Source organism: Shuttleworthella sp., from assembly GCF_057251025.1.
Window position 1 is genome coordinate 57,153 of the sequence record NZ_DBHIDN010000004.1, and the last position, 14,223, is coordinate 71,375.

The 14,223-nt window shown below is 58.0% G+C and carries 14 protein-coding genes; 1 reads left to right on the forward strand and 13 read right to left on the reverse strand.

The features are described 5' to 3' along the window. Positions 1 to 10 precede the first annotated feature (10 nt). The 13 genes from purD to ACO5R6_RS02065 form a co-directional block, all read right to left on the reverse strand. Entirely contained in the window at positions 11 to 1,282 is a 1,272-nt protein-coding gene (gene purD, locus ACO5R6_RS02005; RefSeq protein WP_485625510.1) for a phosphoribosylamine--glycine ligase, read from the reverse strand. A gap of 54 nt (positions 1,283 to 1,336) precedes the next feature. Beyond that, complete coding sequence (gene purN / locus ACO5R6_RS02010) at positions 1,337 to 1,984, reverse strand: phosphoribosylglycinamide formyltransferase (protein WP_485625511.1); 648 nt, start codon at positions 1,982 to 1,984, stop codon at positions 1,337 to 1,339. Then, entirely contained in the window at positions 1,978 to 3,003 is a 1,026-nt protein-coding gene (gene purM / locus ACO5R6_RS02015) for a phosphoribosylformylglycinamidine cyclo-ligase (RefSeq protein WP_485625512.1), read from the reverse strand. Before purM ends, purN begins: the two co-directional genes overlap by 7 nt. An 85-nt stretch (positions 3,004 to 3,088) precedes the next feature. Beyond that, a complete protein-coding gene (gene purE / locus ACO5R6_RS02020; protein ID WP_485625513.1) occupies positions 3,089 to 3,595 on the reverse strand; it encodes a 5-(carboxyamino)imidazole ribonucleotide mutase in 507 nt (168 codons plus the stop codon). Positions 3,596 to 3,709: 114 nt separating this feature from the next. After that, positions 3,710 to 5,998 (reverse strand): aminopeptidase, encoded by a 2,289-nt coding sequence (locus ACO5R6_RS02025; RefSeq protein ID WP_485625514.1) that lies wholly within the window; start codon positions 5,996 to 5,998, stop codon positions 3,710 to 3,712. 92 nt (positions 5,999 to 6,090) lie between these two features. Then, positions 6,091 to 6,423 (reverse strand): hypothetical protein, encoded by a 333-nt coding sequence (locus ACO5R6_RS02030; RefSeq protein ID WP_485625515.1) that lies wholly within the window; start codon positions 6,421 to 6,423, stop codon positions 6,091 to 6,093. Next, on the reverse strand, positions 6,420 to 6,887 hold the full coding sequence (locus tag ACO5R6_RS02035; RefSeq protein ID WP_485625516.1) for a VanZ family protein: 468 nt from the start codon (positions 6,885 to 6,887) through the stop codon (positions 6,420 to 6,422). Before ACO5R6_RS02035 ends, ACO5R6_RS02030 begins: the two co-directional genes overlap by 4 nt. Before the next feature lie 72 nt (positions 6,888 to 6,959). Then, positions 6,960 to 7,637: an orotate phosphoribosyltransferase gene (gene pyrE / locus ACO5R6_RS02040; RefSeq protein WP_485625517.1), complete on the reverse strand. Its 678-nt coding sequence runs from the start codon at positions 7,635 to 7,637 to the stop codon at positions 6,960 to 6,962. A 54-nt stretch (positions 7,638 to 7,691) separates the two neighbouring features. Continuing rightward, positions 7,692 to 8,618 (reverse strand): dihydroorotate dehydrogenase, encoded by a 927-nt coding sequence (locus tag ACO5R6_RS02045; protein WP_485625518.1) that lies wholly within the window; start codon positions 8,616 to 8,618, stop codon positions 7,692 to 7,694. Next, positions 8,615 to 9,415 (reverse strand): dihydroorotate dehydrogenase electron transfer subunit, encoded by an 801-nt coding sequence (locus tag ACO5R6_RS02050; RefSeq protein WP_485625519.1) that lies wholly within the window; start codon positions 9,413 to 9,415, stop codon positions 8,615 to 8,617. Before ACO5R6_RS02050 ends, ACO5R6_RS02045 begins: the two co-directional genes overlap by 4 nt. Further along, positions 9,412 to 10,341, reverse strand: a complete 930-nt coding sequence (pyrF, locus tag ACO5R6_RS02055; RefSeq protein ID WP_485625520.1) for an orotidine-5'-phosphate decarboxylase — start codon at positions 10,339 to 10,341, stop codon at positions 9,412 to 9,414. The genes ACO5R6_RS02050 and pyrF overlap by 4 nt, the downstream gene beginning before the upstream one ends. Positions 10,342 to 10,433: 92 nt before the next feature. Beyond that, positions 10,434 to 11,696 (reverse strand): GTPase HflX, encoded by a 1,263-nt coding sequence (gene hflX / locus ACO5R6_RS02060; protein ID WP_485625521.1) that lies wholly within the window; start codon positions 11,694 to 11,696, stop codon positions 10,434 to 10,436. A gap of 54 nt (positions 11,697 to 11,750) precedes the next feature. Then, on the reverse strand, positions 11,751 to 12,728 hold the full coding sequence (locus ACO5R6_RS02065; protein WP_485625522.1) for a tetratricopeptide repeat protein: 978 nt from the start codon (positions 12,726 to 12,728) through the stop codon (positions 11,751 to 11,753). 209 nt (positions 12,729 to 12,937) lie between these two features. On the opposite strand from ACO5R6_RS02065, the gene ACO5R6_RS02070 reads away from it, so the two are divergent. Next, complete coding sequence (locus ACO5R6_RS02070; protein ID WP_485625523.1) at positions 12,938 to 14,185, forward strand: adenosylhomocysteinase; 1,248 nt, start codon at positions 12,938 to 12,940, stop codon at positions 14,183 to 14,185. Positions 14,186 to 14,223: the final 38 nt, after the last annotated feature.

Below are 14,223 nucleotides of genomic sequence, written 5' to 3' on the forward strand. Positions count from 1 at the left end.
AGGCCTTGCATCAGGCCTCATCGATGGCCTTTCCGATGTCATGACGCATATACTTGTTGGCAAAGGAGATCCACTCGGTCGCCCGGTAAGCATTGGCCCGGGCCTCCTTCAGGTCGGCCCCCTTGGCCGTGATGCCCAGGACCCGTCCTCCGTCCGTCACAAGGGATCCGTCTTCTGCCAGCCTGGTTCCGGCGTGGAAACAGAAGTAATTGACATTATCAAAGTGCTCGAATCCCTTGATGGGAAAACCCTTCTCGTAAGAGACCGGGTATCCTTCGGATGCGAGAACCACACAGACTGCCGCATTGTCCTCAAATTCCAGGTCAATCTGATCCAGGCTTCCGTCCATGCAGGCCTCGAAGACATCCAGAATATCCGTCTTCATGCGGGGCAGAACCACCTGGGTCTCCGGATCTCCGAAACGGGTGTTGTACTCCACCACCTTGGGCCCCTCTTGTGTCAGCATAAGACCGAAGTAGAGAACCCCCTTGAACTCGCGTCCCTCTGCCCGCATCGCATCGACGGTGGGCTTGAAGATATGCCTGTCACAGTAGTCCCGGACCTCCTCTGTGAAGAAGGGGCTGGGGGAGAAGGTCCCCATACCCCCGGTGTTGAGCCCCTGATCCCCATCCAAAGCCCGCTTGTGGTCCTGGGAAGAGGTCATCAGCTTATAGTGTCTTCCGTCACAGAAGGCCAGGACGGAGACCTCGCGCCCGGTCATAAATTCCTCGATGACCAGTTCATTTCCCGCAGCCCCGAACTTCTTGTCCGTCATGATCTCCCGGACACCGTCTCTTGCCTCCGTCAGGTTCCGGCAGATCAGGACCCCCTTGCCGAGAGCCAGTCCGTCCGCCTTCAGAACAATCGGAAACCGCGCCCGGTCCAGATAGGCACAGGCGGCTTCCGGATCTGTGAAGACTTGATAGGAGGCCGTCGGAATTCCATACTTCTTCATCAGGTCCTTGGAGAATGCCTTGGATCCCTCGATGATTGCCGCATTCTCGCGCGTTCCGAAGATGGGGATGCCGGCGTCCTCGAAGGCATCGACAATTCCCGCGCAGAGGGGATCATCCTGAGAGCAGACGGCAAGGTCAATTTCCTTCTCCCTGGCGAAGTCGATCAGTCGATCGAATTCCATCACGCCGATATTCACGGTCTCTGCCATATCGCGCATACCCGCATTCCCGGGGGCAACGTAGATCCGGTCCACCCTGGGACTCTTATAAATCGCATGGAGCATGGCATGCTCCCTGCCCCCTCCTCCAATCAATAACAGTTTCATGAAGTATCTCCTTATCGCCTGTTTTGCCGCTTCCTTCAATCGACAAGTACAAAATCAGAGTTTGAGCACATCCAGCTCCTCCGTGATGACCACTTTCCCGTCTATGACCCTGACCTTGCCTCTTGCGATCAAGTCAATCGCCTTGGGCAGGATCTTCCACTCTGCCTCTTGCATGACCCGAAGCTGCAAGCTCTTCGCATCGTCGTCATCATGGACTAAAACCGGCTTCTGCAAGATGATCGGTCCGGAATCCGTCCCCTCGTCCACAAAGTGAACCGTCGCCCCGGTCAGTTTAACCCCGCGCGCAAGCACTCCCTCGTGGACCCTGAGTCCGTAAAAGCCCTTCCCGCAGAAGGAAGGGATCAGCGAGGGGTGAATGTTAATAATCCGGTTGGGGAAGGCCCGCACCATGGCAGGCGGGATCACGACCAGGAAACCGGCCAGAACGATCAGGTCCGGCTTGACCGACTGCAGACTGTGCAACAAGGCCCTGTCATAGTCCTCCCGGTCCGGATGATCCGCGCGAGAAACGCAGGCGGTTGCGATCCCCGCCCTCCTCGCTCTCTCCAGGGCGAAAGCTCCCGGATGGTTGGACAGGACCTGAACGATCTGCGCGTTATGAATCTCATGCGAGGCCAGCGCGTTTATCACGGCCTGCAGGTTGGTCCCTCCTCCGGAGACGCAGACTGCGAGCCTCAGCATATGGTCACACCCTTCTTGCCGTCCTCGATGTGACCGATGACATAGGGGCTGTCCCCGGCCGCCCGGATGGCCTCCATCGCCGCATCCACATCGGAGGGATCTGTCACAAGCATCATGCCGATTCCCATGTTATAGGTGTTGTACATCATCTTCTCGTCAATATTGCCTGTCTCTGCCAGGAGGCGGAAGACAGGCGCGATTTCATAGGAGTTCTTGTCAATGACAGCCCTCTTCCCCTCAGGCAGCATGCGGGGGACATTCTCATAGAATCCGCCACCCGTGATATGGCTGCAGGCCTTGATGGTCACGCCCGCCCCCCGGATGGCCTTTAAAGCGTGCACATAGATCCGGGTCGGCGTGAGCAGAGCCTCTCCCAGGGTCGATCCCAGTTCCTCATAATACGTCCCGAGCGAGGCCCGGTTCATCGCAAAGACCTTGCGGACCAGAGAGAAGCCATTGGAGTGGAGTCCGCTGGACGCCATTCCGATGATGGCATCCCCCGCCCTGACAGTCTGACCGGTCACGATATCCTTGCGGTCAACCACTCCGACCGCAAAGCCGGCGACATCGTACTCGTCCTCCGGCATCAGTCCCGGGTGCTCTGCGGTCTCGCCGCCGATCAGGGCGCAGTCTGCCTGCTTGCAGCCTGCGGCGACACCCTTGACAATCGATGCGATCTTCTCGGGTTCATTCTTCCCGCAGGCGATATAGTCCAGGAAGAAGAGGGGGTCGCCCCCGGCGCAGACCACATCGTTGACGCACATGGCAACCGCGTCAATTCCTATGGTATCGTGCTTATCCATGAGGAAGGCCAGTTTGATCTTGGTGCCGACCCCATCGGTTCCCGACAGGAGGACCGGGTCGTCCATCTCCTTACAGGCAGACATACAAAAGGCCCCGGAGAATCCGCCCAGGCCACCCAGGACCTCAGGCCGCATGGTCTCCTTGACATAAGCCTTCATCAACTCCACCGACTTATATCCCGCTTCAATATCGACTCCGGCGCTCTTATAATCCATAGTCTTCTCCTCTTTCAAGGGCTATGCCCCTTCGCTCCTGACGCTCTTTCTTAGGACCGCTTGGATCCGAAAGCAATTGATGCAACTACTTCTCGAATGCCTGCCGGCCCAGTTCCTGCAGCCTCGCATCCTTCTCTAAGACCTGATGCTTCAGATCCTCGGAGTACTTCTTCAGTCTCTCAAGCAGGTCGGCATCGGAGCTTGCCAGAATTTTGGCGGCCAGAATACCCGCATTGGCACCGCCGTTGATTGCAACCGTAGCCACGGGAATCCCCGTGGGCATCTGGACGATGGAATAGAGAGAGTCCAGGCCGCCCAGGTCCGAGGTCTTCATGGGGATGCCGATGACCGGCAGGGGAAATAGAGCCGCGCACATGCCCGGCAGATGCGCCGCCTTGCCGGCGCCGGCAATGATTAGCTTATAGCCCCTTTTCTCCGCGCCCTTGGCGTACTCAAAGAAGACATCCGGCTCTCTGTGCGCGGAGATAATCCGCATCTCGTAGCTGATTTGAAGCTGATCCAAAATATCCGCTGCCTTGGCCATAACCGGCATATCCGAGTCACTGCCCATGACGATTCCGACATCTGCCATATATCCTTCCTTTCCAATTTTACGCCTATATTCTACTATATGTGGTCCAAGGGGGATTGTTAGACTTTCTAATCAGATCCATAAGCGAAGGGCCTGATTCTCTTTCCGCCGGCATCACTGCTCAAGCGGGAGATTTAATTCCTCTGTCCCCGGCACAACGAACCTGCCGTCCCTGATAATGTCCCTGACGGACCCGTCTGCCAAGACCAGTTCAATGACCCCCAGCTCTTCAAAGGGGATGGTGATATCCGTGTGACAGCCGAAATAAGCCCCCTCGGGATCTTCGTCTCTCCTGCGCGAGACGGAATTCTCCTTGGCCACAATCTCCTTGCCATCCGGATTGTAGATCCGGTTGTCCTCCTCGTGGGAGTAGCAGGTGTCTCCCACCGCGAAGTGGGGGCCGGTCTTCTCCGCGATCAGGATGGGAAGCTTGGCTCCGATCCCATAGTCCCTGGCCATCCGGTAGGCGGTGGTATTGGTTCCGATGGCGAACTCCCCCATCGGCAGACTCTTGTGCTGGCAGAGAATATTTTCCTCTATCAGCCGCCTTCCCTCCTCGCGGTTCTTGAAGTTGCCGCAGGCGTAATCTGTGACCATCCCGTCTTGGAAAGTCAGTTCCAGGTCCCGGTACTCCATCCCCTCCAAGTAGACGTGGGATACATGGAGCAGACCATGGGTCCCCTCAAGAACCGGGGATGTGAAGACCTCTCCCACCGGGATGTTGACATCGGCGACACAGTTTTCGAACTTGGTCATGCGGTCCGGGTCCGAAATCCTGTATAGTTCCACCCAGATATCCGTCCGATTCCCCTTCTGTCCCTTGACATGGACCCTCTCCCCCCGGTCCATAAGATCAATGATCTTCTGCTGCATGGTCCGGTATCTGTGATAGTCCAGGGTGTTGATCTCCATGGTCTTGGCGAAGATCTCCTCGAACCGGTCTCCGATCGAGGGCAGGGGAAAGGCGATCATTGTAAAGCTCCTCTCCTCTCCCACAATATAGCGGTTTGTGATCTGACCTGCCTTGGCGGCATAGCTGACATTCAGTTTCTGCTGTCCGCTCTTGTAATGGTAATTGGCCTCGTAGTTGACTGCCGTGAAATCCTCCAGTCCGAAGACATCAATGACGGCTGGACCGCCCATGCCCCGGGCCAGCTCCTTGTGCTTCTCGAAGCAGTCCTGCATCCGCTCCAGGCGGCGCTGGTTGAGGCCGGCATCCAGATAGTAGCCCAGATCATTCTTGTGATCATAGTCGAACTGGCGATTGAGCGAGCAGGAGTAGACCCCCCGCTTGCTCTTGCCCCGTCCCTGGAGGGAGAGAAGACTCTCACGGACCAGGACAGGGGCAAGTCCCATGTCTCTGAAGTTCTCAATAGCGCGGCGCACCATGCGTTCCATCCCGATCGGGTATTCAATCTTGACGCTGGATTTGATCGATATGTCCTTGCCCGTGACCGCGAAGCCGATGCGGTAGCCCTCCGTATAGGTGTCTGCCATGCGGCGGATCTCCTCCTCAGAGAGCCGATTCAGATAGGAGGCCATGATGAGCTCATTGTCCCCGATGGGACTCCCATAAGAATAGAGATAGGACAGGTCGTCCAGGTCGGATTCTATGACGATGCGTGTCAGGAAGTCCCGGCTTGGATCAATGAGGTTCATCACCGCGTCCTGCATGAAGATCTCGCTGTAGTCATGGTAGAACCAGTAAATGCTGTCTCTTACCGCATGGGCAGCCTCCTTGGAGTCCTCCGCCAGAACAAGACTCCTCTGGATCATCACAAATAACTCCGCATAGATGACGAGAAGATCCAACCTTCCCTCATAGGTCCAGGGGATCAGTGCCAGGAGGTCTGCCGCCAGGGCGGACAGGATGCCTCCGACCTCCTCGCCCAGCCGCCGGACCGCATAGTCCGGGCAGAGATAGGAGGAATGATAGTTCTCCTCTTCTAGGGAGGCGTAGAGCTGCTTCTGCCAGTAAGCTCCCTCTTCCCGGGTCAGCCGGACCATTCCCGGGCCCTCCCCATCCTTCTCTTTCCTCCCCGTGCCTGAAGATCCGAACCGGGTCTCAGCTTCTGCCCCTTCTCTGTGCGCCTCGATGAAGGTCCTGTGCCGATCGATCTGAAGGAAGAAGCGTCCGACCCGCACCAGATAATCGTCGAGGGGGGCTCCCTCCTCCGGATCCTCGACAATCTCCGCAATTCTCCCCATCACAAGCGCATAGCGCTCAGCAAGAATCCTCCGCGCATCCGGCCGATCTTCTGACGGCTCTCCTGTCTTCCTCTTCATCCAGTCCATCGGCTTGCTCATATAACCTGCTCTCTGTTTCCTGTGTCTGCTGTCTTCTGCCTCGTCTGTCTCTTCTGCCTCGTCTGTCTCTTCTGTCTCGTCTTTCGCTTCTTTCACTTCACCTGTGCACCCGACGACCACCGGCGCCCTCCGGCTCCGGATAATGATCGTCCTCTTCCTCTGCCCTCTTGGCCCTCCGACAGTCCGGCTCAAGACAGGAGTCCCAGAATATAGGTCCCGAGCCAGAGCAAGCTCGCAAGAAGCGGCAAAAGAAGGCCCGGCAGACGAGAGCTTCTGGTGTAAGTCTTGATTCGAAACTCCCTGGCCCCCTGATAGAGGCTTCCCAGGGAGAGGAACATGCAAAAGACAGCAATCGCCCCCATGATATGGGGGCTGTCTCCCTCGAGACAGGCGGCCCGATAGGCGATGAGCAGATAGGCCCCGATGGACAGGCCTCCCAGGACCGCCATGAGTATAGACCGATTGGAACGGTTGTTCTTCTGATGTATGCGCTGCCTGCGCCGCCGTCTCTCGTCTCTCATCGTCTCGCTCTTTCTATCCCGGCCCGGATGGCGTGAGCAATCTTGTAACAGATCAGGCCGACGACGACACCCAGGGTATTTAAGATTATGTCATCCACGTCGCAGGTCCCGAGCCCCGACACAAGCTGAATGAGCTCCACAAGGCAGGAGGTGAGAAAGCCCGCCAGTACCACTCCCCATCCCGAATTCCTCCGCACAAGCATGGGCAGAAACAGCCCAAAGGGCACGAATGCAGCAATATTCCCGCCCAGATTCAGGGCTGTCAGGTAGACTCCGATCCTTCTCCGGTATCGCAAATAGCGCCCGATCTCATGGAAGGGGACGAAGTTGTGCCCGTTGATCCCCGGGTCTCCGCGGCCGAACATCTCTGCGAAGAAGAGAAAATAGACCATGAGGATGACGTAGATAAGAAAGAGGCCAAAGAGAATCCGTCTCTCCCTCTTCGACCTGTATCTTGTGCTCAAGAGGAACTCCTTTCTCAAGCCGGTCTGACCGGGGACAGGGCATGATCGCATGCAGTCTTCCCCGCCTCTGACTCAATTGACCCCGTAGCGGTCGTAATAGGCGTCAATGGCGGCCTTTCGCCTGTCATCGATAATGACCCGGCCCTGATAGGGGCGATTGTAGAGATGGTCGACCACCTCTTTCATGCTGACGATGGCACAGGTCTTCATCCCATAGATATCTCCGATCTCCTCCAGGGCAGCCCTGTCTCCCTGGCCGCGCTCCATCCGGTCCACAGAGACAACCAGACCTGCCACTGTGACTTCTTCTGCCTGGGACCGGATGATGGGATAGGTCTCCTTGATGGATGTTCCGGCCGTGGTCACATCCTCGATCATGATGACCCGATCTCCCCGCTCAATCGGACTCCCGAGAAGAAGCCCCTTGTCTCCGTGGTCCTTGACCTCCTTCCGATTGGAGCAGTAGCGGATATCCGCCCCGTATTCCTCTGAGAGGGCGATGGAAGTGGCCACCGTCAAGGGAATTCCCTTATAGGCCGGCCCGAAGAGAATGTCAAAATCCGTGCCGAACTGATCTGCAATCGCCCTGGCATAGTAGCTGCCCAGGCGGCTGAGCTGGCTTCCGGTCCGATAGAAGCCGGTGTTGACGAAGAAGGGGGTCTTCCTCCCGCTCTTGGTCACAAAGTCGCCGAACTTGAGGACCTGACAGTCAATCATAAACTCGATAAATTTCTGCTTGTATGTCTCCATATTCACCTCCCGGGTCCCGGCAGCCCTTCTGCCGTCCGAAGCCTCATCCTATCGTCATCCGCGGGCAAGATCGAGAGGCCGGACTGCTCCGACCAGGTCTCCGATGTCCGCGACACCCTGCGCATACATATACTCTTCGATTCCCTCAATCACATCAACGGTTGCCCTTGGATTATAGAAATTGGCCGTTCCGACGGAAACCGCACAAGCTCCGGCCAGAATCATCTCCAGGGCGTCCTCCGCGTCGGAAATCCCCCCCATCCCCACGATGGGAAGGTCGACTGCCTGCGCCGCCTCATAGACCATGCGGACCGCGATGGGGTGGATGGCAGGCCCGGACATCCCGCCGGTCTTATTGGCCAGGGCAAATGTCCGCCGGCCCACATCGATCTTCATTCCGGTGATGGTGTTGATCAGGGAGATGGCATCCGCCCCTCCCGCCTCTGCCGCCCTGGCCACATCGGCGATGCTGGTCACATTGGGGGTCAGCTTAATGATCAGGGGCTGTCTGGCCTTCTCCTTGGCCCTGCCTGTTATGTACTCAACCATCTTGGGGTCCGTCCCGAAAGCCATGCCTCCCTCGCGGACGTTGGGACAGGAGATGTTCAGTTCCAGCAGATCCACTTCCTCCCGGTCAGAAAGGGCCTCCACCACGCGCAGGTACTCCTCCTCCGTGTGCCCGCAGACATTGACAACCACCCTGGTGTCATAGCCCGACAGGAAGGGCAGGTCTCTCTCTATAAAGGTCTCAAGGCCCGGATTCTGCAGTCCGATGGCATTGAGCATCCCCCCGGTCACCTCCGCGATGCGGGGAGTGGGGTTGCCGGGCCAGGGGCGGTCCGCCACCCCTTTGGTGACAACTGCCCCCAGTCGATTCAGATCGACGAATTCGCTGTACTCCATCCCGCTTCCGAAGGTCCCTGAGGCCTCCATGACAGGATTCTTGAGACAAACTCCCGCCAAATTCACAGAAGTATTCATGACAGGTCTACCTTTCTGGCGTCAAAGACGGGGCCGTCGGCGCAGACACGGCTGTTCATCACCCCGGAGTGGTCATCAAGGACCAGCGTCTTGCACACACAGGCGAGACAGGCCCCGATTCCGCATGCCATGCGCTCTTCCATCGAGATGAAGCAGGGCAGGTCCTCCCGGCCGGCATAGGCCTTGACGGCCCGCAGCATGGGCTTTGGTCCGCAGGCGAAGATGGCGTCTCCCGCAAGCTTCTGCTCCCGAATCGCATCCATCACTGTGCCCCGGGTTCCGACACTTCCGTCATCACTGGCCAGATAGAGGCTTCCTGCCGCCCGGCACTCATCTGTCAGAAAGAGGTCGGCGCTCCGATAGCCCATAACGAGAATGGGATCTACGGATGCGTCCCGGTCGCGCAAGGCCTCCGCCAGTCCCAGCATGGGCGGAATGCCGATGCCTCCGCCAATCAGAATCGGCCTTTTGCAGTCCGGCAGAGTCCCCGCCTCCCTGGAGAATCCGTTTCCCAGAGGGCCTAAAACGCGCAGTCTGTCTCCTGGCCGAAGCCGGGAGAACTCCTCCGTCCCCCTTCCGACTACCCGGTAGACCAGACGCAGACTCTCTTGCTGACGGTTGATCTGGCAGATCGAGATGGGCCTGGGCAGGAGCCGGGACCCGTCGCGCGAATAGGCCGAGATGAACTGTCCGGCCCCGGCCTCCCTTGCAATGCTTGTCCCAAGAAGCAGAGAGAAGACCCCCTCTGCCAGGGGCTGGCTCGCCAGAACGCGGGCCTCTTCCATCCTCTTACTCATCTTCCCAGTGCTCCGTTGATATCAGCCAGCATGTCAAGAACCGCCTGCCTGGCGGCCTCTGCGAAGTGGTCCTCCCCGAATCCCTTATATTCCTCTTTCTGATATGCCGCAATGATCCCGCGCGAAGAGTTGACAATTGCCCCCAGTCCGTCCCGGTCGAAGAAGTGAACCAGGTCCTCTCCCTTCGCTCCCTGGGCCCCGTAGCCTGGCACCAGAATGTATGTGTGAGGCATCAGTGCTCTCAGCCGCTCTCCCTGCCGGGGATAGGTGGCTCCGACCACAGCTCCCACATTCGAGTAGGCGCCTTCTTGTGTCTCCTCTCCCCACTGCTCGACCATATGGGCAACCGCCTCATAGAGGGGTCTCCCGGTCTCTGCTAAGATCTGGTCCTGAAATTCGCCCGAGGATGGATTGGATGTCTTGACCAGGACAAATATCCCCTTGTCCTGGTCCTTGCAGACATCGACAAAGGGGCGGACGGCATCCGTTCCCATATAGGGATTAACCGTGACGAAATCCTCTCCGAAGGGGCTGTAAGTCTTCTCTCCCACCCGGACCCGGCCCAGGTGCCCGTCGGCATAGGCGGCGGAACTTGACCCGATGTCCCCCCGCTTGATATCTCCGATCACCAGCAGGCCCTTATCTCTGGCATAGGCGATGGTCTTGTGATAGACTTCCTCTCCGGCCAGACCCAGTCTCTCATACATGGCCGACTGGGGCTTTACCGCCGGGATCAGATCACAGCTGGCATCTATGATGGCCCTGTTGAAGTCCCAGAAGGCCCCTGCAGCCCCTTCCAGGGTCTGCCCATAGGTCTCGTAATTCTTGTCCAGGATCTGCTTGGGGATCATTGCCATCTGGGGGTCCAGCCCCACGACCACAGGCGCATTCTTCCTCCGGATCTCTCGGATCAGCTTTTGAATCATTCTAGCCTCCTCTTTATATCTGCGTGTATACTCGCTTCTTCCTGTCTCGCGCAAGGGCTCCGGCCCGGCAAGCCTTCACCCGGGCGAGAGAACTAGTCGTCAAGTCTTCCGTAAAGGGCCTGCGGGACATAGGCACGGATATGGATGCCGTCCTCCTCATAGGACTCCTCCATGACCTGCCCCCGCTCGTGAATCGCAGCCAGAATCTGCATCTTGCGATAATCAAGGACCCGCTCGACGAAGATCCGATCCTCTTTTAAGAAGTCGGACAGGGCCCGCTTGACCTCCTCCAATCCCATCCCGGTCTTGGCTGAAATGCGCAGGGACCGGTCTGCCCTAAAGTCATGCAGGATCTGATCCTCCTCCAGTCGGTCGCACTTGTTGAAGAGGGTCAGGACTTTCTTATTTCGAACGCCAAGCTCCTCCAGGGTCTGCCTGACGACATGCATGCGCGCTTCCATGTCCGGATCCGTGGCGTCCACCACCTGAATGATGTAATCGGCATGTCCGGCCTCCTCCAGGGTGGACCGGAAGGCATCGATCAGACCATGCGGCAGCTTTCGGATGAAGCCGACGGTGTCCGTCAGGAGCATGGTCTCGGAGCCGCCCAGGTCCACCGTCCGCGTCGTCGTATCGAGAGTCGCAAAGAGCATATCTCTGGCCAGGACATCCGATCCGGTCAGGGCATTGAGCAGGCTGGACTTGCCGGCGTTGGTGTAGCCGACAATGGCAGCCTCCGGTATTTCTTCCCGCTTCCGGTGTTCCCTGGTCAGCTGCCTGTGGGCCGCCACTTCCCGCGACATGGCCTTCAAGGCCCCGATGCGGGATCGGATCCGCCTGCGGTCGATCTCCAGCCTGGACTCGCCGGGTCCCCTTGTCCCAATCCCTCCGCCCAGGCGGGACATGGCAAGGCCAAGCCCGGTCAGATGGGTGGCCCGGTAGCGAAGCTGGGCCAGTTCCACCTGAATCTTGCCCTCAGCGCTATTGGCATGCGCGGCGAAAATATCGAGAATCAACATGGTCCGGTCCATGACCTTACAGGCCAGGTCCGCGGTCAGATTGCGCATCTGTGCCGGCGTCAGCTCATCATCACAGATGACGCCGTCCGCTCCGGTCATCTCCAGATAGGAGCGAATTTCCTCAATCTTGCCCTTTCCCACATAGCTGGCGGCATTCGGGGCGGACAGCTTCTGCGTGACTCTCCCGACCACCCGGCCGCCGGCGGTGTGAACCAGGTCTTCCAGTTCATCCAGAAGAAGATCGGTTGACGTCTCCTCCTCCGAGCAGACTGCCAGCAGGAGGAAGGACTCCGGCTTCTCTATTCTCTCTTGTCTCTCTATCACAGACTGGTTCACAGATCACTCTCTTCTCAAGTATCAAGCGATTGGCAGAGATCTTTTGGGGGCCGCCTATTCCCGGATCGGCCTCCTGGCGTATTCAATCAGTTCGAGTTCCCGAATCATCTCTCCATCCCTCGGATAGAGCTTCACATAGGCCTCTGCCTTTTCCTTCGCCTCGTCAAACCGGCACAGACGCTCCAGACAGGCAACCTGATCGGCAAGGAGCTGCCTCTGATCGGTCTCCTTGAGTTTCTTTTCCGAGAGTGCCTTCTCCACATCCGCATTCGCATCCTCGTAGGAGGCCCTCTTCAGCTGAATATTGACAAGCCTGTGATAATCGCCGGCCGTCAGTTTCTTTCCCTTGTAGTCTGCCAGGACGGCATCCGCCTCTTCCGTCCTCTGCTCCCGGTCAAGAAGGGCGATCAGGGGACCATAGGCCTCCTTCTTTCCAGCCCGAATCGCGGCCTCGTAGTCTGCAATGGCCGCATCGGTCTGCCCCAGATAGTCCTTGGCCCGGGCACAGGCAAGTCGGTCCTCTCCGCCATGGTCAAGCACATATTGCAGGTGGGCCCTGCCCTTCTCCTCCTGCCCGTATTTCCTGTAAGACTCGTAGATAAAGATCTGATATCTCAGGTCCTCTGCCTTCAACTGACTGACCCGGTTGAAATCGGCCTCAGCCGCGTCCATGTCCTGCTTGGACAAGTAGACATTGGCCCGCAGAAAATAGGCGTCCGCATTCTTTTCGTCCGCCTTGATCAGGTTCCCGTAAGTGGCAATGGCTCCATCCTCGTCCTGGGCGTTAAATTGGGCGATTGCCTGATAGTAGTAATTGTCCAGGCCGGAAGAAGTCTTGGTGTCTGCATCCAGTTCCATGGCCTGCGCGAAGAGATCCTGGGCCTTGCCGTAAGATCCCTGGGCCATGGCGCTGATCCCCTCTGTCCGATAGGCCTCAGCCTCCGAGGATCGGCCGGAAGTACAAGCCGTCACAGAGATCATACCGGCAAGCAGAAGTACCGGAATCAGGGCTCTTGTTTTCATCTTGTGCATGTCATCCAACCTCTCCTAAGAATTTCATCCATTATAGCAAAAACTTTCCCCCTCTGGAATGGAGGGATCTGCTCACCCCCGGTCTCCCCCATCCCCAGAGATCGCCCCGGTGGCGCAAATATGGCTCCTGAGCTATAATATTTCCTGTCTGCCGCCCGGACATACTCTGTCCGACGAGCATCCAAAAGAAGCATCGAGGAGAACAAGCTATGAGCTATGAGATCAGAGACATCGACCTGGCCCCAAGCGGCGCCCATAAGATTGACTGGGTCCGAAAGAACTGCCCTCTCCTAAGAGGCCTGGAAGAGGACTTCCGGCAGGATCGGCCCTTCGCCGGCATCCGCATCGCCCTCTCCGTTCACCTGGAGGCAAAGACAGCCTATCTCTGCAAAGTTCTGGCCGCCGGCGGCGCCCAGATGTATATCACAGGCTCTAACCCGCTCTCCACGCAGGATGATGTCGCCGCCGCCCTGGTTCAATCCGGTCTGAACGTCTACGCCTGGTACAATTCCAGCGAGAAGGAGTATCGGGACCATTTGCGGCGGGTGCTCTCCCACCACTGCAATATTATCATCGATGACGGGGGCGACCTGGTGCACATGCTCCACTCCTCCATGCGGGAGGAGCTCCCCTATGTCATCGGCGGCTGCGAGGAGACCACGACCGGCATCATCCGCCTGCGGGCCATGGCAGCAGCCCACCGGCTCGCCTTCCCCATGGTCATGGTCAATGATGCCGACTGCAAACACCTCTTTGACAATCGCTATGGGACGGGCCAGTCTGTATGGGACGGGATCAACCGCACGACAAACCTGATTGTCGCCGGAAAATACGTCGTTGTCGCCGGCTACGGCTGGTGCGGCAAGGGTGTCGCCATGAGGGCCAAGGCGCTTGGAGCTAAGGTCATTGTCACAGAGATCGACCCCATCAAGGCCATTGAGGCCCACATGGACGGCTACGAGATCATGCCCATGGAGGAGGCGGCCGAGAGGGGAGACTTCTTCATCACGGTCACCGGCTGCAAGCATGTCATCAATCCGGACCATATGCGGAGAATGAAAGACGGGGCAATCCTCTGCAATGCCGGTCATTTCGATGTCGAGATTGATATGGCCGGGCTTAAGGCAGCCGCTCTCTCCTCGATCGATCAGAGGAAGAATATCATCGGCTATGAACTGAATCCCGGCAGCTATATCTACGTCCTGGGCGAGGGACGCCTGGTCAACTTAGCCTGCGGCGACGGGCATCCGGCGGAGATCATGGATATGTCCTTTGCCGTGCAGGCCATGTCCGCCCTCTACCTGGTTCAGAACCGCGGCAAACTGAAGGAGAGGCTCATCCCTGTTCCCCGGGAGGTTGATCTTGAGATCGCCCGCCGCAAACTGGCCTCTCTTGCCCTTCAGATTGATCAGCTGACCCCGGATCAGGAGCACTATCTCAACGAGTCGGCCATCTGACAGCTGTCTTCTCCTCATCCCCCGACTGAAAAAAGGAT

Bases quoted from the DNA above. Each gene is read 5' to 3' on its own strand.
- ACO5R6_RS02065 (WP_485625522.1), bottom strand. From the start codon at position 12,728: ATGCACAAGATGAAAACAAGAGCCCTGATTCCGGTACTTCTGCTTGCC.
- ACO5R6_RS02030 (WP_485625515.1), bottom strand. From the start codon at position 6,423: ATGAGAGACGAGAGACGGCGGCGCAGGCAGCGCATACATCAGAAGAAC.
- purE (WP_485625513.1), bottom strand. From the start codon at position 3,595: ATGGCAGATGTCGGAATCGTCATGGGCAGTGACTCGGATATGCCGGTT.
- ACO5R6_RS02070 (WP_485625523.1), top strand. From the start codon at position 12,938: ATGAGCTATGAGATCAGAGACATCGACCTGGCCCCAAGCGGCGCCCAT.
- purM (WP_485625512.1), bottom strand. From the start codon at position 3,003: ATGGATTATAAGAGCGCCGGAGTCGATATTGAAGCGGGATATAAGTCG.
- purN (WP_485625511.1), bottom strand. From the start codon at position 1,984: ATGCTGAGGCTCGCAGTCTGCGTCTCCGGAGGAGGGACCAACCTGCAG.
- ACO5R6_RS02050 (WP_485625519.1), bottom strand. From the start codon at position 9,415: ATGAGTAAGAGGATGGAAGAGGCCCGCGTTCTGGCGAGCCAGCCCCTG.
- pyrE (WP_485625517.1), bottom strand. From the start codon at position 7,637: ATGGAGACATACAAGCAGAAATTTATCGAGTTTATGATTGACTGTCAG.
- ACO5R6_RS02045 (WP_485625518.1), bottom strand. From the start codon at position 8,618: ATGAATACTTCTGTGAATTTGGCGGGAGTTTGTCTCAAGAATCCTGTC.
- pyrF (WP_485625520.1), bottom strand. From the start codon at position 10,341: ATGATTCAAAAGCTGATCCGAGAGATCCGGAGGAAGAATGCGCCTGTG.
- purD (WP_485625510.1), bottom strand. From the start codon at position 1,282: ATGAAACTGTTATTGATTGGAGGAGGGGGCAGGGAGCATGCCATGCTC.